At 35.6% G+C, this 21,984-nt stretch carries 23 protein-coding genes, 2 tRNA genes and 1 other RNA gene; 13 read left to right on the top strand and 13 right to left on the bottom strand.

What is annotated here, in order from left to right:
- The first annotated feature begins 68 nt into the window (after positions 1-68).
- The 3 genes from FJR48_RS08820 to FJR48_RS08810 all read left to right on the top strand — a co-directional run bounded on the left by FJR48_RS08820 (position 69) and on the right by FJR48_RS08810 (position 4,385).
- Positions 69-2,594, top strand: coding sequence for an ATP-dependent Clp protease ATP-binding subunit (locus FJR48_RS08820; RefSeq protein WP_152307769.1), 2,526 nt, complete (start codon positions 69-71; stop codon positions 2,592-2,594).
- Between the two features lie 24 nt (positions 2,595-2,618).
- Complete coding sequence (locus FJR48_RS08815) at positions 2,619-2,972, top strand: hypothetical protein (RefSeq protein WP_152307768.1); 354 nt, start codon at positions 2,619-2,621, stop codon at positions 2,970-2,972.
- Between the two features lie 78 nt (positions 2,973-3,050).
- Entirely contained in the window at positions 3,051-4,385 is a 1,335-nt protein-coding gene (locus FJR48_RS08810) for a diguanylate cyclase (protein ID WP_152307767.1), read from the top strand.
- A 16-nt stretch (positions 4,386-4,401) separates the two neighbouring features.
- On the opposite strand, the gene ssrA is transcribed toward FJR48_RS08810, so the two are convergent.
- Together ssrA and FJR48_RS08800 are read right to left on the bottom strand one after the other, a co-directional pair.
- Positions 4,402-4,779: a transfer-messenger RNA gene (gene ssrA, locus FJR48_RS08805) on the bottom strand.
- Between the two features lie 50 nt (positions 4,780-4,829).
- A complete protein-coding gene (locus FJR48_RS08800) occupies positions 4,830-6,092 on the bottom strand; it encodes an arsenic transporter (RefSeq protein WP_152307766.1) in 1,263 nt (420 codons plus the stop codon).
- Between the two features lie 115 nt (positions 6,093-6,207).
- Between FJR48_RS08800 and FJR48_RS08795 the strand changes: the two genes are divergently transcribed.
- From FJR48_RS08795 to FJR48_RS08780, 4 genes are read left to right on the top strand one after another with little or no spacing between them, the layout of a single operon-like run.
- Positions 6,208-6,531, top strand: coding sequence for an ArsR/SmtB family transcription factor (locus FJR48_RS08795; RefSeq protein ID WP_152307765.1), 324 nt, complete (start codon positions 6,208-6,210; stop codon positions 6,529-6,531).
- Positions 6,528-6,932: an arsenate reductase ArsC gene (locus FJR48_RS08790; protein WP_152307764.1), complete on the top strand. Its 405-nt coding sequence runs from the start codon at positions 6,528-6,530 to the stop codon at positions 6,930-6,932. Before FJR48_RS08795 ends, FJR48_RS08790 begins: the two co-directional genes overlap by 4 nt.
- Positions 6,933-7,877 carry a permease gene (locus FJR48_RS08785; protein WP_152307763.1) on the top strand — a complete coding sequence of 315 codons (945 nt, stop codon included), beginning with the start codon at positions 6,933-6,935 and terminating at the stop codon, positions 7,875-7,877.
- 9 nt (positions 7,878-7,886) lie between these two features.
- Complete coding sequence (locus FJR48_RS08780) at positions 7,887-8,117, top strand: thioredoxin family protein (protein ID WP_152307762.1); 231 nt, start codon at positions 7,887-7,889, stop codon at positions 8,115-8,117.
- Positions 8,118-8,126: 9 nt separating this feature from the next.
- Here FJR48_RS08780 and FJR48_RS08775 read toward each other — a convergent pair whose 3' ends face one another.
- Entirely contained in the window at positions 8,127-9,983 is a 1,857-nt protein-coding gene (locus FJR48_RS08775; protein ID WP_241856046.1) for a sensor domain-containing diguanylate cyclase, read from the bottom strand.
- 143 nt (positions 9,984-10,126) lie between these two features.
- The gene (locus FJR48_RS08770) at positions 10,127-10,507 is read right to left on the bottom strand and encodes a hypothetical protein (protein WP_152307761.1); all 381 of its coding nucleotides are present in this window, start codon (positions 10,505-10,507) and stop codon (positions 10,127-10,129) included.
- A 107-nt stretch (positions 10,508-10,614) separates the two neighbouring features.
- On the opposite strand from FJR48_RS08770, the gene FJR48_RS08765 reads away from it, so the two are divergent.
- Complete coding sequence (locus FJR48_RS08765) at positions 10,615-11,274, top strand: NAD(P)H-dependent oxidoreductase (RefSeq protein WP_223176121.1); 660 nt, start codon at positions 10,615-10,617, stop codon at positions 11,272-11,274.
- 8 nt (positions 11,275-11,282) lie between these two features.
- Here the strand turns inward: FJR48_RS08765 and FJR48_RS08760 are convergent.
- From FJR48_RS08760 to mraY, 6 genes are all read right to left on the bottom strand, one after another.
- A tRNA-Phe gene (locus FJR48_RS08760) sits at positions 11,283-11,358 on the bottom strand.
- Positions 11,359-11,380: 22 nt separating this feature from the next.
- Positions 11,381-11,456, bottom strand: a tRNA-Phe gene (locus FJR48_RS08755).
- Positions 11,457-11,512: 56 nt separating this feature from the next.
- A complete protein-coding gene (locus FJR48_RS08750; RefSeq protein WP_152307760.1) occupies positions 11,513-12,112 on the bottom strand; it encodes a trimeric intracellular cation channel family protein in 600 nt (199 codons plus the stop codon).
- Entirely contained in the window at positions 12,100-12,690 is a 591-nt protein-coding gene (gene purN / locus FJR48_RS08745) for a phosphoribosylglycinamide formyltransferase (protein WP_241856045.1), read from the bottom strand. Before purN ends, FJR48_RS08750 begins: the two co-directional genes overlap by 13 nt.
- Entirely contained in the window at positions 12,659-13,864 is a 1,206-nt protein-coding gene (gene murD, locus FJR48_RS08740; RefSeq protein ID WP_152307759.1) for a UDP-N-acetylmuramoyl-L-alanine--D-glutamate ligase, read from the bottom strand. The genes purN and murD overlap by 32 nt, the downstream gene beginning before the upstream one ends.
- Positions 13,864-14,925, bottom strand: coding sequence for a phospho-N-acetylmuramoyl-pentapeptide-transferase (mraY, locus tag FJR48_RS08735; RefSeq protein ID WP_152307758.1), 1,062 nt, complete (start codon positions 14,923-14,925; stop codon positions 13,864-13,866). The genes murD and mraY overlap by 1 nt, the downstream gene beginning before the upstream one ends.
- A 75-nt stretch (positions 14,926-15,000) precedes the next feature.
- Between mraY and gpmI the strand changes: the two genes are divergently transcribed.
- The 5 genes from gpmI (at position 15,001) to FJR48_RS08710 (ending at position 19,786) form a co-directional block, all read left to right on the top strand.
- Positions 15,001-16,476: a 2,3-bisphosphoglycerate-independent phosphoglycerate mutase gene (gpmI, locus tag FJR48_RS08730; protein ID WP_152307757.1), complete on the top strand. Its 1,476-nt coding sequence runs from the start codon at positions 15,001-15,003 to the stop codon at positions 16,474-16,476.
- Between the two features lie 34 nt (positions 16,477-16,510).
- Positions 16,511-17,257 (top strand): 3-oxoacyl-ACP reductase FabG, encoded by a 747-nt coding sequence (fabG, locus tag FJR48_RS08725; protein ID WP_152307756.1) that lies wholly within the window; start codon positions 16,511-16,513, stop codon positions 17,255-17,257.
- A 59-nt stretch (positions 17,258-17,316) separates the two neighbouring features.
- The gene (gene acpP, locus FJR48_RS08720; RefSeq protein WP_152307755.1) at positions 17,317-17,544 is read left to right on the top strand and encodes an acyl carrier protein; all 228 of its coding nucleotides are present in this window, start codon (positions 17,317-17,319) and stop codon (positions 17,542-17,544) included.
- A gap of 80 nt (positions 17,545-17,624) precedes the next feature.
- Positions 17,625-18,836 (top strand): beta-ketoacyl-ACP synthase II, encoded by a 1,212-nt coding sequence (locus FJR48_RS08715; protein WP_152307754.1) that lies wholly within the window; start codon positions 17,625-17,627, stop codon positions 18,834-18,836.
- Between the two features lie 14 nt (positions 18,837-18,850).
- On the top strand, positions 18,851-19,786 hold the full coding sequence (locus FJR48_RS08710; RefSeq protein ID WP_152307753.1) for an acetyl-CoA carboxylase carboxyltransferase subunit alpha: 936 nt from the start codon (positions 18,851-18,853) through the stop codon (positions 19,784-19,786).
- Between the two features lie 144 nt (positions 19,787-19,930).
- On the opposite strand, the gene FJR48_RS08705 is transcribed toward FJR48_RS08710, so the two are convergent.
- From FJR48_RS08705 to rpe, 3 genes are read right to left on the bottom strand one after another with little or no spacing between them, the layout of a single operon-like run.
- On the bottom strand, positions 19,931-20,728 hold the full coding sequence (locus tag FJR48_RS08705; protein WP_152307752.1) for a 3'-5' exonuclease: 798 nt from the start codon (positions 20,726-20,728) through the stop codon (positions 19,931-19,933).
- Complete coding sequence (locus FJR48_RS08700; RefSeq protein WP_152307751.1) at positions 20,718-21,302, bottom strand: phosphoribosylanthranilate isomerase; 585 nt, start codon at positions 21,300-21,302, stop codon at positions 20,718-20,720. The genes FJR48_RS08705 and FJR48_RS08700 overlap by 11 nt, the downstream gene beginning before the upstream one ends.
- On the bottom strand, positions 21,302-21,943 hold the full coding sequence (gene rpe / locus FJR48_RS08695) for a ribulose-phosphate 3-epimerase (protein ID WP_152308419.1): 642 nt from the start codon (positions 21,941-21,943) through the stop codon (positions 21,302-21,304). The genes FJR48_RS08700 and rpe overlap by 1 nt, the downstream gene beginning before the upstream one ends.
- Positions 21,944-21,984 lie beyond the last annotated feature (41 nt).

Here is a 21,984-nt window from a genome sequence, read left to right as displayed (position 1 = left end):
TTAGCATACTTGACATCAAGTCACTCAACTTGATATAATAATACATACTAAACTATAAGGAATTATAAATGAATAATATTTTTGAAAAACTAACACATAATATGACTCAAGCTATAGAGTCAGCTCTCTCTTTAGCTTTGCATAATAAAAATAACGAAGTAGAACCAATACACTTCTTATGGGCACTTTTAACAAACTCCGATTCTGTGCTTAACCAGATGTTTAATAAAATGAATATAGATAAAACGGCTATAGAGTTGGATGTAAGAAGTGTTTCTGAAAAACTGCCTAAATCATCTTCGGTATCAAAAGAAAATATAAAACTATCTCGTGCATTTGTTGCTACACTTGAAGCGGGTGCAGGTCTTATGACTAAAAATGGAGACAGCTTTTTAGCCGTAGATACTTATATCTTAGCCAACTTACAAACAGAACCGTTTAACGGGATTTTAAAAAAATATATAGATATTTCTGCTTTGGCAAAAAATATAGAAGCTTCACGCGGCGGTTCAAAAGTGGACAGCCAGAGTGCTGATGAGACTTTTGACAGCTTAGATAAATACGGAATCGATTTAACAAAAGAAGCACATGATGGAAAACTCTCACCCGTAATAGGACGTGATGAAGAGATAACACGTATGATGCAGATTCTTATTCGTAAAACTAAAAACAACCCGATGCTACTAGGTGAACCGGGTGTCGGTAAGACGGCTCTTGTAGAAGGTTTGGCACAACGCATTGCAAATAATGAAGTTCCGACTTCACTTCAAAATAAAAAAGTTATAGCTTTGGATATGAGTTCACTTATTGCCGGTGCAAAATACCGCGGTGAGTTTGAGGATAGGTTAAAAGCGGTAATAGATGAGGTAAAACAAAGCGGAAATATTATTTTATTTATCGATGAGATTCATACTATTGTAGGTGCAGGAGCTAGCGAGGGTTCTATGGATGCGGCAAATATATTAAAGCCTGCACTTGCCCGCGGTGAACTTCATACTATCGGTGCAACGACTCTAAAAGAGTATAGAAAGTATTTTGAAAAAGATGCTGCTCTTCAAAGACGTTTCTTGCCGATTAACTTGGATGAGCCGACTGTAAACCAGTCTTTACAGATTTTACGCGGTATAAAAGAACGTTTAGAGACTCACCACAATGTAAGCATCACCGATTCTGCACTTGTTGCAGCTGCAAAACTAAGTGATAGATATATTGCAGACAGATTCTTACCTGATAAAGCGATTGACTTGATTGACGAGGCTGCAGCCGAGCTTAAGATGCAGATAGAGAGTGAACCGCACGCACTAAGTAATGCTAAGCGTAAAAGTAGCGAGCTTCATGTTGAACAAGAGGCATTGAAAATGGAAGATACTCCATCAAATGCAAAACGCTTAACGGAGATAACAAAAGAACTTGCAGACGTTGAAGAAGAGGTAAGAAAACTAGAATCTCAGTTTGGAACTGAAAAAGAGGTTTTTGGAAGAATATCAAGCATAAAAAGTGAGATAGAATCTAAAAGAGGTGAAGCAACGCGTGCTAAGGCGGCATCTGAGTTTAATCGTGCAGCCGAGATAGAGTACGGTGAAATTCCGTCACTTCTTGAAGAAGAGAAAAAAATAAATGAGCAGTGGGCACAGCTTCAAAAATCAGGTACACTGCTTAAAAACAATGTCGATGAAGAATCTATAGCATCTATCATATCTCGTTGGACAAATATCCCTGTTAATAAGATGCTTGAGAGTGAAAAACAAAAAGTTCTTCACGTAAAAGAGGAGTTAGACAAAGACGTAGTAGGGCAAGAACAAGCTACATTTGCAGTAAGTCGTGCCATTAAGCGTAACAAAGCGGGACTTAGTGAGAGTAGCCGTCCAATCGGTAGTTTCTTATTTTTAGGTCCTACGGGTGTAGGTAAAACTCAAACGGCTAAGACTTTGGCTAAGTTTTTGTTTGACAGCGAAGATGCGATGATACGTATAGATATGAGTGAGTATATGGAAAAACACGCAGTATCACGCTTGGTGGGTGCAGCACCCGGATATGTAGGTTACGAAGAGGGTGGTCAGCTTACAGAAGCGGTTCGTCGTAAACCATACTCAGTCGTATTGTTTGATGAGGTTGAAAAAGCGCATCCCGATGTATTTAATATGCTTCTTCAAGTTTTAGACGACGGACGTTTGACTGATAACAAAGGTGTAACGGTTGATTTTACAAATACTATAATAATCTTAACGTCAAATGTTGCGGAAGAGAATGTAAAAACAACATTTAAACCGGAGTTTATAAACCGTTTAGATGATATTGTGAAATTTAACGAACTTGGAAGCGAACAGATTAAAGGAATAGTAGATATCTTCTTCCGTGAAATTGCTCAAAAAGTAGCAGAACGTGATATAGAGTTAAGTCTTAGCGAGAGTGCAAAAGCTTATATAGCCGAAGCAGGATTTGATCCTGTATATGGTGCTCGCCCGCTTAAACGCGCACTTTATGAGATAGTTGAAGACAGGTTAGCTGATTTAATCCTTGAAGGCAAGGTAGTAGAAGGCTCAAAAGTAGCATTTGATATAGAAAATAACGAGATAAAAGTTAGTATTTCGTAAATAATAATAGGTTATAATTCTGCCATGAAAAGCTTACTTATAATTTTTACATTATTAACTTCTATATATGCAAGTATGGGTGACTGCTTTACGTGTCATCCAAAACTTATAAAAGGGATAGATGCAGATACTAGGCATAATGCTATGCTTAGTTGCATCAAGTGTCATTCTCCAAGTAAAAAATCTGTTTTAGAGTGTGGAGACAAATGTTTTTCATGTCATAAAGAACAAGATTTAGACCCAGAAAATATACCTGAGCACAAAGTTTTTGAGGATTGTAGGGAGTGTCATGTCACTGCAAAAAACAAGTTGCTAGATATATCAAATACGCATGATCAGTCTCATATTGACTCCTTAAAAGACTTTTTATCTCAATAATTATAAAGCTTAAACAGATTTTTTGTCATCTTTGTTTATAATGAACATATGTAAAATTATTTAAACTCAGGTATATATATGAAATTCCCACTAATAAGAGAAGTAGCCAGTACAGATATTATACATGTAGATATTGAGGATTCTATTTCTAAAGCTATGGATGTTATGATAAAACATAACCATCGAAATGTTATAGTTAAGGATGATGATGTATATAAAATCTTAACTGTTACGGATGTATTAAAGATTCAAAATGATGATTTTGATTTAAATCTCCCACTTAAAAATTTATTATTAGAAAAGATTCCGACCATAAGAGCAGATGCTAATGTTTTAGAGACTATGGAGTACTTAAATAATCCTATGGAATACATATGTGCCATAAATAGTGATAATACTCCGTACGGTTTAATAACCCATACCGATATTACAAGTCATATCGACCCGCACACTCTTATGGATAACTACAGATTAATTGATTTTTTAAAAATCGGAAGAAAAATGAAAATCGTATCCAAGGATGCCTTGATATCAAGTATATTGCCCGAGATAATCGACGGTTCTTTTGATCATGTATTAGTCGTTAATGATATGAAACCTGTAGGAATTTTAACTACAAAAGATTTGATGCTGCTTATAAAACAAAAAGAGAGACTAAATGTAAAAGTATCAAAATTTATGTCTTCTCCCGTTGAGTCTATAGATAGAAATGCATCTATTAAAGAGGCTTTAGAGTTTATAAATAAAAAGCATTATAAAAGAGTCGTCGTAGTTGATGAGGAGGGAAAGATTATAAGTGTAATTTCACAAAAAGATTTAATATCTTTAACTTACTCAAAATGGGCTACTCTCGTAAAAGAATACCAAGAAGAACTTCGTGAAATCAACTCTATGCTTACAAGTAAAACAATCGAGTATGAAACTATAGCATCTACTGATAATTTAACCGGATTATATAACAGGTATAAGTTCTCAGAACTTTATACATCTTCATATGCATCGATGATACAAAGACATAACAGTATGTCGCTTGTATTGATAGATATAGATAATTTTAAAAAAATAAACGATACACACGGACATAATATAGGCGATAAAGTTCTCGTAGAAGTTGCCCGCATACTTTTAGAAGCACTTAGAAATATAGATATAGTAGCAAGATGGGGTGGAGAAGAGTTTATTGTGTTGTTACCGACAGCTGACTTGGATAAAGCAATAACTATAGCTGAAAACTTAAGAAAAGAAATAGAACTCTCAGAAATCGATATAGTCGGTCATATAAGCGTGAGTTTAGGTGTTGCAGTCGTAAAAGAAGGTGAAGAGATGAGTGATGTTATACATAGAGCCGATAAAGCACTGTATCTAGCAAAAAATAGTGGAAAAAATTGCGTTAAAACAGAGGAAGACGTTTAGGGTTTAGTTGTTTGATTGGTGGAGCTGTGCGGAATCGAACCGCAGTCCGAAAAATAGCTACACATAACTTCTACATGTTTAGAAAAGTTGTTTAGTTTAACTGTGGTTTCATACAACTTGCAAAACTACACCAAGCGAGTCTCTGGGCAGTTCGTCTTAAGTGGAGACACACCTAAAATATATCTAAATGAATGGTTATACTTCGAGCCTTGCTTATTTAGAATCCACAAGTGAAGCAGCCCTCCTCGTATGAGGGGTTATGAACTTAAGCTACTGCTAAAGCTGGGCGATAATTTGTATTGTTTGCGTTTAACAATGTTGAGCCGTGTAACGGGATGCTCAGCCCGACATGCTATCATGTGCTACTAAGTCCCGTCGAAACCAAGTCAGCCCCATAATTTAGAGTGATATTATACCAAAATATAGACAATACATATTTAACATTTATATCAAACCTATAAGTGCAACAAGAAGTACGGGAGGTGTTATAACAAGTCCAACTTTCATATACTCAGCCCACGTAATCTTTACACCCTTTTTCTCAAGTACGTGTAGCCATAAAAGGGTAGCTAAAGAGCCGATAGGCGTCATCTTAGGACCAAGGTTTGATCCCAGTATATTTGCATATACAAGTGCTTCATTTCCTACATATCCGACTTTATCTATAGCTATATCCATAACCATGATTGTCGGCATATTGTTCATAACAGAACTAATTATGGCAGATAAAAATCCAGTCCCTATAACGGCTATGCTATCCCCATAAGTTTTTAAGCCTACTATCCAAGATGCTATGACATCGGTAAATCCTGCATTTTTAAGCCCGTACACTACTACATAAAGACCGATGCTAAACCATACAACCTGCCAAGGCGCGGCTTTTATGGTCATAATAGGTTTTACGGCTTTATATCTGTTTGCTATATATAAAAATACAAGTGCACCTCCAAGAGCAAATACAGATACCGGAAGATTATACATATCGCCTATAAAGTATCCTACCATTAAAAGAGCAAGAAAAAACCATGAGAACATAAACATAGTTTGGTTTTTAATAACACTGGATGCTTCAGGCAGAGTCGATACGTCCACACTAAGTGGTATGTCTTTTCTAAAGTAAATCCAAAGTATAGTTATAGATGCAAAGATACTAAGTAGATTTGGCAGGAACATATTTTTTGCATACTCTACAAAACCTATATCAAAATACCCGACGGTTACTATATTTGTCAGGTTTGATATTACAAGCGGGTTAGATGCGCTGTCACCTATAAAACCGCCCGCCATTAAAAAAGCGAAAATTGCCAAAGGTTTCATCTTTAGGTATTTCATTTTAGCAAGTAGTATCGGTGTAAGTATTAAAGCTGCACCGTCATTTGCAAAAAACGCAGCTACAAGCGCTCCAAGCAGTAGTATATATACAAACATCAGATGCCCGTTTCCGCGACTGAATTTTGCCATCTTTATAGCAGCGTACTCAAAAAAGCCTATCTCGTCCAATATCATAGAAATAATTATTATCCCTATAAAAGCTAAAGTTGCATCCCATACTATATCTATAACGCTAAATACATCGTTTGCATCTACGACTCCGACTATTAAAGCCACAACAGCTCCAACTATTGCCGTAGTACCTATTTGAAGCCCTTTTGGTTGCCAGATTACAAAGATTAAAGTTATAAGAAATACAAGTGTGGCCAGTAGCATAATAAACTCCTGCTAAATATTTTAAGGAACTATAGCAGAATTAAATCACTAAATCAAGATATATTGATATATTAATTTTAATATGTTACACTTTTGAAATCAAAAGGAGTTTGGTTTGGATGTTTTTTTAAAAAGTGCTTCTGCTTTAAATGATGAGACAAGAGTTTTGATTTTACGTTTTTTGGATGAGTACGGCGAGTGCTGCGTTTGTGATTTGCAAAGCTCTCTAAATATGATTCAATCACGCCTCTCTAGGCATCTAAAAATTTTAAAAGATGCAGGTTTTATTAGGGTAGATAGAAAAGGAACATGGGCTTACTACTCCATAAGAAGTCCGCTTGACAAGTTTAGAACAGAGGCAATTAATGAAATAAGATGCCTTGATATAGAACTACCGAAGTTAAATAAAATATCCCAAAACGGAGATTGTAAAGTATGAAAAAAAATGTATTGGTTTTATGTACAGGAAACAGTTGTCGCTCAATTATGGCAGAAGCTTTGATAAACGCTAAACTAGGGGAATGTGTAGATGCACAAAGTTCAGGTGTAAAAGCAAGCGGGAGTGTAAATTCAACAGCCAAAGCACTGCTTAAACACAGAGGTTTGTGGAGAGAGGATTACCACTCAAAAGTTATAGAGACGGTTTTAGACACTGCTTTTGATTTAGTAGTAACTGTGTGTGACCATGCAAAAGAGACTTGCCCTATGTTTCCAAAAGCGGTCAAAACTATACACGTAGGTTTCGAAGACCCAAGCGGAAAGGCAGAAGAGGAGTATGTAAAAACTCTTTATCTTATTGAACAAGAACTGCTACCTGTTATAAAAGAGGAACTTTGCTAAGTGTGGCATGAATTTTCATATAGTTTTGTTTTTAACACTTTAAACCTTCAAGGCAAACTGGCAGATGCACTGCACTTTTTTATATACGACACTATAAAAATATGGTTTTTACTTATAACCATAATCTTTGCAGTATCGTTTTTACGCACATGGGTAAATACCGAGTACGTACGTGCGCATCTGCAAGGCAAATCTGCTTTTTACGGTCATGTTGCAGCTTCATTGTTTGGGATAGTGACACCATTTTGTTCATGTTCTGCTATCCCTTTGTTTTTAGGTTTTATCCAAGCCCGCATACCAATCGGAGTAACATTTAGTTATCTTATATCTGCACCAATGAATAATGAGATAGCGATAGCTATGCTTTTTGGAATTTTTGGTTTTAAAATAACTTTGATATATATAGTTTTTGGTTTAAGTGTAGCTATTTTTGGCGGTATGCTTATAGAGAAGTTGGGTATGCAAAAAGAGATATTACTCGATGTAAAACCTATAGATGCAGAACTTGAAGCGGATTTGGTAAAACTTACATTTAAAGACAGATGCAAAGAGGCATGGAGTTATACTTTAGATATTTTTAAAAAGATATATATCTATGTGATGCTCGGTGTTGGCGTGGGTGCTTGGATACACGGCTATATACCTACTGATTTTATAGCGTCATATACAGGGGAGGGTAACCCTTTTGCAGTTATAATAGCCGTACTTATGGGGATACCTATGTACTCAAATGCGGCAGGTGTTATGCCACTTGTTGAGGTTTTGACAAGCAAAGGGATGCTTCTTGGAACTGCACTAAGTTTTATGATGGCGGTTACCGCACTTAGTCTTCCTGAAGCCTTGATACTAAAAAAGATAATCTCTCTAAAACTAATAGCTGTATTTTTTGGGATAGTCGGCTTTGGGATAATAGCAATAGGTTATATATTTAACATAATTTTATAAGGAGAAAAAATGAAAATAGAGATTTTAGGAACCGGATGCGCAAAGTGTAATCAACTTGAAGCTGTTGTAAAAGAGGCTGTAGCAAAAAGCGGAAAGTTTGTTCAAATAGAAAAAGTGGATGATATGATGAAAATCATGGAGTATCAGGTTGTAAGTACACCGGGACTTGTAATAGACGGCAAAGTGGTAAGTACGGGAAAAGTTTTAAGTGTAGAAGAGGTACTTGCTTTTATTAACTAAGGCGATAGTTTAAAAACTATCACCTAAATCCGATTCATTTAGCATCTCTTTATCAAACATTATAACTTGATTTCTTCCGTCTCGTTTTGCTTTATATAAAGAGATATCTGCAAATTTTATACACTTCCAAATACTCTCACTGTCTTGCGGAAACTGGGAACAACCGATACTTAGGGTTTTAGAAAACGTCTCGCCGTTGGCTTGGATTTTTTGTTTTGAGAACTCTATTCTAATTGCTTCTGCAATTTTTAAAATATTCTCTTTGTCGCAGTTGTATAAAAGTGCCAAAAACTCTTCCCCGCCGTATCTGATAGCTATGTCCGATTTTCTTATCTGGTCTTTTATAACTTTAGATACTACCCTTATAGCCTCATCCCCGATATCGTGACCGTATGTATCGTTAATCATTTTGAAATAATCTATATCTATCATTAAAACGGCATAGCTTGTTTTTGCACGCAGAGCCTGAGGGATAGAAACATCTACAAACTCATCTAAAAACTTACGGTTATACATTCCCGTTAGTTGGTCAACTCTTGCCATAGTGTTTAAAATCTGCATCAGTTTCTTGCTTACTATAGCAGGTCTTGCCGTAGTGATATAGTCTTCTATATCACTCATAATAGCTCTTACCCTATCCGTATCGTTTTTGTTTGTCGTTACAATAGTCAAGATTAAGGTTAAATCATTTGAGATGCTGTACGGTGTACATATATGTTCGCTTCCGTCTTCGCCGTAATATCTCTCACAAGATGCAGGAAATATGCTCGAATCCACACTGGCATGTATCCTGTCTGCACGGCACTCTCCGTTTAATATATCACAACTGTATTTTTTCTCGGTATATACAATTTTTTTTGTTTTGTTTACAACATCTAGTTCGGTCATAGTAAAATCATCGAGTTTAAATTTCTCTTTTAGTATAAATGCAATTCTGCTATATATATCGTTTAACTCTTTATCGTTTTCTATAGTCTGTTTGAACTTGTAAATATCCGATAATCTATCTATAGTATCGTTAATATTTTTAAGCGGGTCGCTGTCTTTTACATAGTTTTTGTTTTTTATGAATATATATACTTTTTTGTCCAACTCTTCAAATGTAGTTTGAAGTTTTTGAAGCATCTCGTTTAACAGTCTTGCAACCGAACTGCTTTCTTGATTGGCATATACTTTAACTCTGGCTCCGTAATTTCCTCTATATGTCTCATGCATAACATTTTTAATGGAGTAAAAAATACTGACATACGGTTTTATAAATCTGTTGATTACGATAAAAACAAGGATAATTACCAAAAAGGTTATTGCAACATTGTAAAGTATGGTTTTGAAACTGCTGCTGCGAATATCCGTAGTATCCATAATCATACTTACAACACCTAGGACTTCCCCCTCTTTAGCGTTATGGCACTGCATACAGTTTGGGTTTCCATACTCGGATGCAACAAAAGGTATAGTTACGCGTAAAAAACTTTTGCTTGGAGTTTCCGTAGTTATTGACTTTTTTTCTCCGCTTAGAAGTACCCTTTTATCAATATTGTCCCTTGGGGTTTCGTTGTTAAAACCTTCACCGTATTGTTTAATAACCGTAGGTGAGCGAGCTACCCAAAGTTCGCTTATATTATGCAGGTTTCCTATCTCGTTTAAAAAGAACTCTCTGTGATCCATCATACCGTTAACCATATGAGATGTAAGACCCGTCTTTAAAACTTCTGCCGTAAGTTCTGCTTTTTCTTCAGCATGTTTTAAACCATAGTCTCTAAAATTGACGGTCGTACTGATTATCATAGCTATAAAAAAGAATGAAAAGATTAAAATAAGGGAGATTATAATCTTTTGTTTAGAGCCGATTTTGTTTTGTTCCACTTTTTTTCTGCTTTTTGTAAAATTTTTTCGTATTTTACGTATTTATACTAAAATAAATTTTAGATATTGTCATAAATATGTAATTTGCAGATATTTTACATTGTGCATAATTTATTGTAGTGGATATATGTGTTTAAAAATTATTATAAAAAGATATCTACGCCTAATTCTTGTGCGTATTGTTTCCCTTTTTTTGTAAGTTCTATTACATTGTCTGCATCTATGTCTATTAGTTCAAAGTATCTCAACTCTTTTATAAGATCAAGAAAGTTCTTCTTATCAAGGTTTATGATTTGAAAAACCGAAGTTAGATTAATCGGTGTAGCTCTGGCTATGACATAAAAAGTCTCTAAAGCAAATTCTCTCTCAAACACGTCTTTGTATCTTTTTAAAAGGCGGTTTATTTTGATTGTTCTTAGTATGTCTTTTTCATCCAAGTCATATTGTTCAAAGTTAAATTCTTTTTCAAGCTCCTCAATAATCAGTGCATCAGGATTATTGATATCTACTTTTTGATACTCCATAAATCTCTCCAATAAATGTAATATATAAAAAACTAGCAAAAAAAGTACCTAAATGAACTTATTTGAAAAATAGTGATAAAATTAAATTTTATTATATGGAGTTTATTATGGAAAATAAGTTTTTAGATGCGATGATGTTAAGACATGCTTGCAAAGAGTTTGATTACACTAAAAAAATAAGTGAAAAAGATTTTAACGATATCTTAGAGATAGGGCGACTTAGTCCAAGCTCATTTGGGTTTGAGCCGTGGAAGTTTTTGGTTATACAAAACAAAGCATTACGTGAGAAAATAAAAGAGTTTACTTGGGGTGCTCAAGGCACTCTACCTACTGCCAGTCATTTTGTAATCATTTTAGCAAGAAAGAAAAGAGGGATGATTTATAATAGCGACTATATTCAACATATGATGAAAGATATACATAAACTACCTGCAGATGCAGTACAAATGAGAGGACAGTTTTATGAAAAGTTTCAAAAAGAAGATTTTAATTTACTAGAGAATGACAGGGCTATATTTGACTGGGCATCCAAGCAGACGTATATAGCTATGGCAAATATGATGAGCGGTGCGGCATATATGGGTATAGATTCATGTCCTATTGAAGGTTTTAAAGCACAAAAAGCTGAAGAGTTTTTGACAAAAGAGCTAGGCTTAGATACAAATGAATTTGGAGTATCCGTGATGGTTGCTTTTGGATATAGAAAAAACGAACAAAATGTTAAGAGCAGACAAAGTTTGGATGATATAGTTGAAATTTTTGATTAGTTTTTAAGTGGTGGCCTGTCTCGGAATCGAACCAAGGACACAATGATTTTCAGTCATTTGCTCTACCGACTGAGCTAACAGGCCATTGTAAGAAGAAGTTTAAAAGTGGTGGCCTGTCTCGGAATCGAACCAAGGACACAATGATTTTCAGTCATTTGCTCTACCGACTGAGCTAACAGGCCATCTTTTAAAGGTCGAAATTATATACTCTAAGGGCTGAATATTAGCTTATAGAGTTTTATTTTAATGGAATCGACCATTTTTTATAAAAAGCTATAAGTCTTAAAACAACCCCTAGTATAAACAATAAAGACAGAGTCACAATGTTTATAAAATCAAAGATATTTAAAACATACACACATATAGCCATCAGCAATGCGACAGTACCGTAAAACCCCGTTTTAAATACAAAAGGTACTTCGTTTAAAATCACATCTCTGACAATCCCTCCGCCAACTGCGGTTATAAAAGAGATTGCAAGAACACCGGTAAAATTCAGGTTATGTTCTATAGCGATGATTGCACCGCTGATGCTAAAAGAAATTAGTCCGATAGAATCACTTAAGATAAAGTATGATTTATTCTCAAAAGAGTTACGTTTGTGAAATTTAAATAAAATCATTAAAATCATTACGCTTAAAACCATAATCCCGGGATAGTTATGTGAAAATGTAAAAGGTGTAGTATCTACGGAGATATCACGGATTATTCCACCGCCCAGAGCCGTTAAAAATGTAGATATTAAAATGCCAAGCAGATCAAGTTTAGCACGAGTTGCTACAAAAAAACCACTCATTGCAAATGCAACTATCCCTATATACTCGGCTACTTCAAACATCTTTTAAAACCCTCTACGATAGTTTGAGACTCTAACTCTTTTATTTTTGATTCAAGAGAAATTGCCGTATCATCTGCATCTACAGGTATCTGTTTTTGCAGTATTATCTCACCGTCGTCATATACTTCGTTTACGAAGTGGAGTGTGCATCCGCTTACCTTTTCGTTGTTTTTTATAACGGCTTCATGTACATAGTGTCCATACATCCCTTTCCCTCCGTATTTTGGAAGCAGGGCAGGATGTGAATTTATAACTTTAAAACTGTTTGTAATCTCCTCAGATATTTTTTTCATATAACCTGAGAGATATACGAACGTGCAGTCTTTATTTTTAATAAGCTCGTAAATCTTTGCATCGGGATTATCGTCGGTTTTAGAATTTACAACATAGTTCTCAATGTCTCTGTTTTTTGCTTTTTGAATCGCATTTGAGTCTGAATTGTTGGATATTAGCAACTCTATAGATATATTTAACTCTTTTGCATTTTTATAAAGTGTATCAAATCCGCTTCCGTTATGTGAAGCAAGTATGGCGATTTTTGTCATTTTATAATTTACCGACGGCTTCTTTAAACTCATTTCCCCTATGGGCATATGAGTTGTACTCATCAAGTGAAGCGGCAGCAGGTGATAGCAGGGCAATTTGGGTTTGTGTTAAATCCGCGTTTATTTTATCTACTGCATCTAGCAAGTTTTTACATTTAACAAAGTCTATGCCGTATTCTTCTGCCAGTTTTGAGAGTTTGTCTTTGTTTGAACCGATATTGTAAATTTTTACATTGTAGTTTTTTAAAGCCACAAAAAGTTCATTTAACTCAACACCTTTATCGTCACCGCCGAGTATCAGATGCACAAAAGAGTCTTTATATCTATCTAAAGCAGCTACTGTAGCATCTATATTTGTAGCTTTTGTATCGTTTACCCAAAGTCTGTTTTTTGAATCTCTAAGTTCTTCTTGTCTGTGAGGGTCAAGTTCAAAACTGTTTATCTTCTCATAATCAACTCTGTCAAAAAGTATCTTATCAACTGCCATAGCAAGCAAAGCATCTACTAAAAAAGCACCTTCAAATTTTACCTTTTTTGCATCTATATCAAAATATTTTGCTAAATCATTACCGTTTTCGTAGCTGATTATATGAGCAGCTGTTTTTACATCTTTATACTTTTTAGGGATGATTGCGACTTCGCCTTCTTTCATCTCTTTTATAGGTTTTAGCTTGGACTTTTCATATTCTTCAAGACTGCCGTGCCAGCTTAAATGGTCTGGTTTTATAGGCAGAAGTACGTATATATTTGGAGTAGCTTTATTTGTATAGTGCATTGTAAAAGAGCTGGTCTCTAAAATCCATATCTTTGCATCTGTATCTAAGTCTGCCAAAGGTGTGCCTATATTTCCGCCTGCTACGCTATTTTTGGACTCTAGTAGATGCTGCATCATCTGTGTAGTCGTTGTTTTGCCGTTTGTACCGCTTATCCAGATTTTTAAAGCTTTTGTATCTGAAAAAATATCATACTCGCTTTGAATATTTTTAGCTTTTTTTATAAGTTGGTTAAAAGGCGGAATCCCCGGACTTGGTATCTCTAAGTCCGAGTAGTTTTCATCAAACTCCAAAGCAGGACGGATTTGAAATCCATCTTCATCTTTAAATGGTTTATTACATTTGTCATCATAAAAAACGGCAGATGGAAAAAGCTTTGTTAAAGAGCGGGTAGTACCGCCGTATCCAAAAAGTGAGACTCTTTTTTGTTGCATCAACGAATCTTTAATGTAATCAGTGCAATCAAATTGGATAAAACCGATATTATCCAAAACCTAACGATAATCTTATTTTCAGCCCAGTTTTTCATCTCAAAGTGATGATGAATAGGTGCCATTAAAAAGACTCTTTTTTTACGCAGTTTATAACTTCCCACTTGAAGGATTACGGAAAGAGTCTCTATAACAAAAATAGAGCCTATCAGAAGTAGTAAGATTTCACTCTTAGAAATAATTGCCAAGTAACCTAAAAATGCTCCGATTGTGAGTGAACCGCTATCACCCATAAAGACTTCCGCAGGATGGCAGTTATGCCATAAAAAACCTGTCAACGCACCCATAAGTGCAGTTGAGATTATAGTGACTTCTCCAACTTGAAAGTTTGGCAGTAAAAGATATTCGCTTATTTTGGCATGTCCGGTTATATAGATGATGATGCTAAAACTTGAAAGAGCGGTTATTGAAGGTACGGTTGCAAGTCCGTCAAGTCCATCGGTAAGGTTTACCGCATTTGAAGCGGCTATGATTACTATAATCCATAAGACTATGGAATAACTACCCATATCCATTACTGGTGTTTTTATAAAGGGAATATACAACTCCGTGTTAAAGTTGACGAAAAGACATAAGAAACAAGCGATAACAAGAGCAGATATTATTTGTAAAAGAAGTTTTGTTCTGGCTTTTAGTCCTGCTAAGTTTTCATTCTTTTTTATTTTTGCATAGTCGTCTTGAAAACCTATAAGCGAAAAAAGTATAAGTGTCAGCAATGCCCCGATAGTGTAGAGGTTTGCAAAATCGATAGTTAATACAGATGCCAATACGGTAGCAGATATAAAAACTATACCACCCATAGTAGGGGTAGATGCTTTAGCTTGATGACGCTCAGGTGCCCAGCCGTTAATCGGTTGGGTACTTGATGTTTTTTGAGCCCAGCGGATGAATTTTGGCATAAAATAAAGGACAAAAAACAGAGCAAGAAAAAAAGATACACCGGCACGTATAGTTATGTATCCAAGTAGGTTGATATTAAAGGTTTCGTATAGCCAATATAGCAATTTAATTATCCATTAGTTAAATTAAAAGCATGATTATAGTATAATCTCACAAAAATTTTTGTTAAAGGATGAAATTTGTCAAAAAAAGCAGTATTGGTTATTACAGACGGCATTGGCTACAGTCCCAAAACTGAGCACAATGCTTTTTATAATGCAAATAAACCGACTTATGACAAACTTTTTGCAAATACACCGCATTCCTTGATAGATACTTTTGGACTTAGTGTAGGATTGCCCGAAGGTCAAATGGGTAATTCTGAGGTCGGACATATGACCATCGGAAGCGGTAGGATTTTGTATCAAGATTTAGTAAAGATTTCACTCTCACTTCAGGAAAATACTCTAAAAGATAATGATGTTTTTCAAACTTTGCTAAGTAGTTCAAACAGGTTGCATCTGATAGGACTTATGAGTGACGGCGGGGTACACTCTCACATAGAACACTTTATGGGTATAGCAGATTTGGCAGCTGCTCAAAATAAAGAGGTGTTTTTGCATCTTATTACGGACGGAAGAGACGTAAGCCCGACTTCAGCCCAAAAATATCTTGAAATTGTTGAAAAACATACAAATACAAATGTTAAAATTGCGTCTATCAGCGGTAGATTTTATACTATGGACAGAGATAACAGATGGGAGAGAGTACAGCTTGGTTACGATGCTATAGTAAATGCCAATCCTAAAACACAATATACTCCCGAGGGATATATCGGAAACTCGTATGCATTAGGAGATACGGATGAATTTGTAATGCCTACTGCATTTGAAGGTTATGAGGGTATGCAAGATGGTGACAGTGTTTTGACGATAAACTTTAGAAGTGATAGGATGCGTGAGATAGTTTCTGCTATAGGCGATAGTGCTTTTAGCGGTTTTGAGACAAAACGTTTAGATGTAAATCTAACTACCATTACAGAATATGATAAAAGTTTTTCTTATCCCGTTTTATTTAAAAAAGAAGCGCCGAAAAATACTTTGGCTGAAGTTATATCGCAAAAAGGTTTAAGACAACTTCATACGGCTGAAACTGAAAAGTATGCCCATGTAACTTTTTTCTTAAACGGTGGAATTGATGAGCCGTATGAGAATGAAACCAGAGTTTTAATACCTAGCCCTGATGTAAAAACATACGATATGAAACCTGATATGAGTGCAAATGAGGTTGGGGAAGTAGTTCTAAAAGCTATGGACGATGAGTATGATTTTGTAGTAGTAAACTTTGCAAACGGTGATATGGTCGGGCATACTGGAGATTTTGAAGCGGCAAAAATTGCGGTTGAGACTGTAGATGCACAACTTGGTAAGATTTACGAGAAAGCAAAAGAAAAAGCTTATGCCTTTATCTTGACAAGCGATCATGGAAACTGTGAAGAGATGAAAGATGATAAGGGAAATGTTTTAACAAACCACACAGTCGGAAAAGTATGGTGTTTTGTTGAGGCAGAGGGTGTAAGTAAAGTTGAATCAGGCGGATTGAATAATATTGCACCTACTGTTTTAAACCTTATGGATATAGAGATTCCCTCAGAGATGGATCATAGTCTAGTATAACAATAAAATTAATATAAATGGAGATAATCAAAGTATGAAGTTTACAGGAAAAAATGTTTTAGTTACAGGTTCAAGCCGTGGTATTGGTGCAGAGATTGCAAAGACTTTAGCAGGTTTTGGTTTAAAAGTTTGGATTAACTATAGAAGCGGTGCAGAGGCTGCAGATACCGTTAAAGACGAGATAGAAGCTGCCGGCGGAAAAGCTGCGGTTATAGGATTTGACGTGAGTGATGAAGCTGCCTTTATAGATGCATTTAAAACTATTAAAGACAGTGACGGTGAACTTTCATACCTTGTAAATAATGCAGGTATTACAAATGATAAACTAGCACTTCGTATGAAAACTGAAGATTTTATGGGTGTTATAAATGCAAACCTAACATCTTGTTTTATAGGTTGTCGTGAAGCTATGAAGATTATGCGTAAACAAAAGTTCGGTTCAGTTGTGAATATTGCTTCTGTTATCGGTGAAACCGGTAATGCAGGACAAACTAACTACGCTGCATCTAAAGGCGGAGTAATTGCTATGAGTAAATCATTTGCATTAGAATCTGCTACAAGCGGTATCCGTTTTAATACCGTAACACCCGGTTTTATAGCTACAGAGATGACGGAAGTTTTAAGTGATGACGTAAAAGAGAGTATTAATACTAAAATTCCAATGAACCGCATGGGAGAGGCTAGAGAGGTGGCTGAAGCTACGGCATTTTTATTAAGTGATCATTCTAGTTACATCACTGGCGAAACTTTAAAAGTTAACGGTGGAATGAATATGGCGTAACTTTTCATTTAAGGAAAGTTTGTTATAATTGCGATATAAAATAAAATACAGGAGTCATAATGGCACTTTTAGATGATATTAAAGAAGTAGTAGTTGAGCAGTTAAGCGTTAGCGCTGATGAAGTAAAAGAGGACGCAAAGTTCGTTGAAGATTTAGGTGCTGATAGCCTTGATGTTGTTGAACTAGTAATGGCTCTTGAAGAGAAATTTGATATCGAAATTCCAGATGATGAAGCTGAAAAGATTCAAACTGTTAAAGATGTAGTAGATTATATCGAAAGCAAATAATCTAACATATTTTAAGTATTTTTAAAGCCAAGCTTAGAGCTTGGTTTTATAAAGTATTTTATATTTTTTGGGAGTTCTTAATGAGAAGAGTTGTAGTAACCGGTATTGGAATGATTAACGCTGTAGGAAATGATAAAGAGAGTGCATTTAAAGCTATTTGTGACGGTGTATGTGGAATTGATACGATAACTTTATTTGATCCTGAAAATTACAGTGTAAAAATTGCCGGTGAAGTTAAAAACTTTGACGCTTCAGAGGTTATGCCTCCAAAAGAGGTTAAAAAAGCCGACAGATTTATCCATTTAGGACTAAAAGCTGCAAAAGAAGCAATGGAAGATGCAAATCTACCTGAAGATACGGATATGACTCGTTTTGGTATAAGTGCAGGAAGTGGTATCGGTGGACTTCCGTCAATCGAAAAAAATTCTGTTATTTTAGAAACTCGCGGTCCAAGAAGAATTTCTCCTTTCTTTATCCCAGGTGCACTTGTAAATATGCTTGGTGGGTTTGTTTCAATCGAACATGGGACACAAGGTCCTAACCTTTCATCTGTAACTGCATGTGCTGCAGGTACTCATGCTGTAAGTGAGGCTGCTAAAACTATTATGTGTAACGGTGCAGATAAAATGCTTGTTGTTTCGGCTGAGTGTGCCGTAACAGGTGTAGGTGTCGGTGGATTTGCCGCTATGAAAGCACTTTCAACTAACAACGATAACCCAAAAGGGGCTTCTCGTCCGTTTGATGCAAATCGTGATGGATTTGTAATGGGTGAGGGTGCAGCTTCATTAGTACTCGAAGAGTATGAAAGTGCTGTCGCGCGCGGTGCAAATATTTACGGAGAGATTATCGGTTTTGGTGAGAGCGGAGATGCAAATCATATCACTACTCCGTCACTAGACGGTCCGGCTCGTGCTATGAAAGCTGCATATAAAATGGCAGGTGAACCGAAAATTGATTATGTAAATGCTCACGGTACATCAACGCCTATTAACGACAAAAATGAAACGGCAGCAGTTAAAGAGCTTTTAGGTGATGCTACTCCGCCAATGAGTTCTATTAAAGGTCAAATTGGTCACTGTTTAGGTGCAGCAGGGGGTATCGAAGCTGTTACGTGTTTAATGGCTATGCGCGATGGAATTATCCCTCCGACTATTAACTATGAGACACCTGATGAAAACTGTGATTTAGATTATGTTCCAAATAAAGCTAGAAAGGCTGAACTTAAAACGGTTATGAGTAACTCTTTTGGTTTTGGTGGAACTAACGGCGTATTGATTTTTCAAAAAATCTAATTTAAGGATTTAATTTGGCTACTTATTTAGACTTTGAACAAAAGATAAAATCTATTCAAGAAGAGATTATATCTGCACGTGTTCGCCATGATGATAATAAAGTTGTTGAACTTGAAGCTAATCTTGATAAATCAGTTGAGAAAATTTACACTAATTTATCAGACTTTCAAAAACTTCAACTGGCTCGTCACTTAGACAGACCGTATGCCTTAGATTATATTAATTTGCTTATGCGTGACAATTATGAGATTCATGGTGACCGTCACTTTCGTGACGATCCTGCTATTTTATGTTATCTTGGATATATAGGCGATGAAAAAGTTATGGTTATCGGTGAGCAAAAAGGTCGCGGTACTAAAAATAAAATCAGAAGAAACTTTGGTATGCCGCATCCGGAAGGATACAGAAAAGCCCTGCGTGCTGCAAAATTAGCCGAAAAGTTTAATATTCCTGTTCTTTTCCTTGTGGACACACCTGGTGCATACCCTGGAATCGGTGCGGAAGAGCGTAACCAATCTGAGGCTATTGCCAGAAATTTACTAGAGTTGTCAGAACTAAAAACTGAAACTATTTCTATCGTTATAGGTGAAGGTGGTTCAGGTGGAGCACTGGCAATCGGTGTTGCAGATAAGTTTGCTATGATGCGTTATTCTGTATTTAGTGTTATATCGCCTGAAGGATGTTCCGCAATTTTATGGAACGACCCGGCTAAGGTTGAAGATGCAACTAAAGCTATGAAAATTACATCTGCAGATTTAAAAAAGTTAGATTTAATTGATGATGTAATAAATGAGCCTTTAATCGGAGCACATCGTGATCGTGACGGCGCCGCAAAAGCTATAGGTGATTACTTTTTAGATGAGCTTGCGAAACTTCGTTCTATGACAGAAGAAGAGCGTATGAGCGCACGCTACGCTCGTCTGACAGGTATGGGCGCTTTTAGCGAATAAAAAATAAAATTAGCAATGCACTTGCTGCGTTGCTTCGCTCGTCATGTACTATTAGTATACTTCCTCGCAAGCGCCTTGCAATTACATCACTACTTTTATTTTAGATATTTTTCTTTTGCCCTTAGCTTGAACCTATGGAACATTTTATTTCTTTTCCTCTTTATAAAGCGGATCAAGTTTCGGTTTTTTCAGCATTTTTGCGTGTTTTGAGAACTTTATTAAATCCTCTACTGTTTTTATTTCCGAATCTATATTTTTCAAACAAAGTTTAAATAGCTCATACGTAGTTAAAACATCGCTCATAGCTCTATGATGCGTTGCATCAGGGTAAAGGTTAAAATACTCGTTCAGATAAGAGAGGGAGTATCTGTATGAGACTATACTTCTTTGTGCCAAATCAAGTGAACAAAGTGAGCGGTTAAGAAGGGGAGGTAAACCGATTTTTTGCATACTAGAGGATATAAAGTTATAGTCAAACTTTACATCATGTGCTACAAATATTGCATCTCCCAAAAACTCTTTAAAGTCATATAAAACTTTTTTCAAATCAGGTGCATCTGTAGTATCATCAGCTTTTATTCCTGTTATTTCGGTAATATGTATATTTATCTCTTTTGTATAAACTAAAGATTCATATCTATCTATAATTTTATTATTTTTGATTTTCAGAGCTGCTATTTCAATAATTTGATGTTTTTCTATTTTTGAACCGTTTGTCTCAATATCAACTATACAAAACTCAGCATCTTCAATTTTTAAAAGCTTTGTAGAAAAATAGTAATAACCTCTATACTTTTCAACACTTAAACCTTGTGACTTCCATAATTCTAAAAAAAAGTCTAAATCATCTCCAAGTTGATCTTTTAGATGTTCTCTCGCTAAACCTTTATTAGCTAGTTTATGAATACTTTTATCGTCTAAAATAAAATTTTTATTTCGCATTGTCGATAAAGTCTTTTACTTTTTTAGGGTCTTTTTTACCGTGACTTATCTCAACTCCGCTACTAACATCTACACCGTAAAAACCGTATTTTTTCACAGATGATACATTATTAGGACTAAGTCCGCCTGCTAAAATTATTTTAGAACAATCAATTCCCTCAAACCATTCTGTATTTATTCTTTTTCCTGCACCGCCGTATGCTTCACAATACGCATCTACAAGTCTATACTCGTCTGAGTGTTTTAAAATGTCCTCTTTGTTTTTTGCACGTATTACTTTTATATACGGTACAAAAAGTTGCTCATAAACTGAGTCTGTCGCTTCAAAATGAAGTTGGGCTAGAGTGCAACCGGATTCTTGAATATACGAGTTTATAACCTGTGCATCTACATTCACAAACAAGCCTACTTTTTCAACAAACGGCGGAAGTTTTGAGATTATTTTTTTTGCATCCGAGGGAGATATATAGCGTGGAGATTTTTCGTAAAATACAAATCCCAGTGCATCTGCACCTGCTTTTATTGCCATCATGGCATCTTCATATGATGTTATTCCACAAATTTTACATTTCATTATATCTGCAGACTCTTTATAGCTTCTTCTTTTGAATCGTGTTTAAAGACATAACTTCCTGCGACAACGACATCTACACCTACAGCTTTTAAAGAACGTATGTTTTTATCGCTAACTCCTCCGTCCACTTCTATTAAACAATTTGGATTTAATTTATTTCTCATTTCATTTAATTTTTTTGCTTTTGCCAGTACACTTTCTATGAAGCTTTGCCCTCCAAAGCCGGGATTTACACTCATAAGTAAAATCATGTCTAAATCCCCAATAAGGTATTCTATTGATTCAGGCGGTGTATGAGGATTTAGTACAATAGCAGGCTTGATGCCGTATGAACGTATTTTTTGTATTAAACGATGAGGATGCTTTTCCTCTTCTACGTGAAAAGAGATATATTCAGGTTTTAAAGGTGCAAAAAGATCTACAAAAAAAGTATTGTTCTCAACCATTAGATGAATATCGAGCGGTTTTGTAGCACATTTTGCAACGCTTGAAACTACAACGGGACCGATTGTCAAGTTCGGTACAAAATGCCCATCCATAACATCTACATGAACAAAATCGCAACCTGCATTACATATCTCTTCAACATCATGTTGAAGATTCCCAAAATCTGCAGATAAAATACTTGGAGCTACCTTTATCATAATAAACCTTTTAAGAATTATTTTGGAATTATATCGAA

It is taken from the genome of Sulfurimonas lithotrophica (assembly GCF_009258225.1).
GTDB lineage: Bacteria > Campylobacterota > Campylobacteria > Campylobacterales > Sulfurimonadaceae > Sulfurimonas > Sulfurimonas lithotrophica.
The sequence above is the reverse complement of the archived record's forward strand: the minus strand, read 5'-3'. Positions and strand labels throughout refer to the sequence as shown.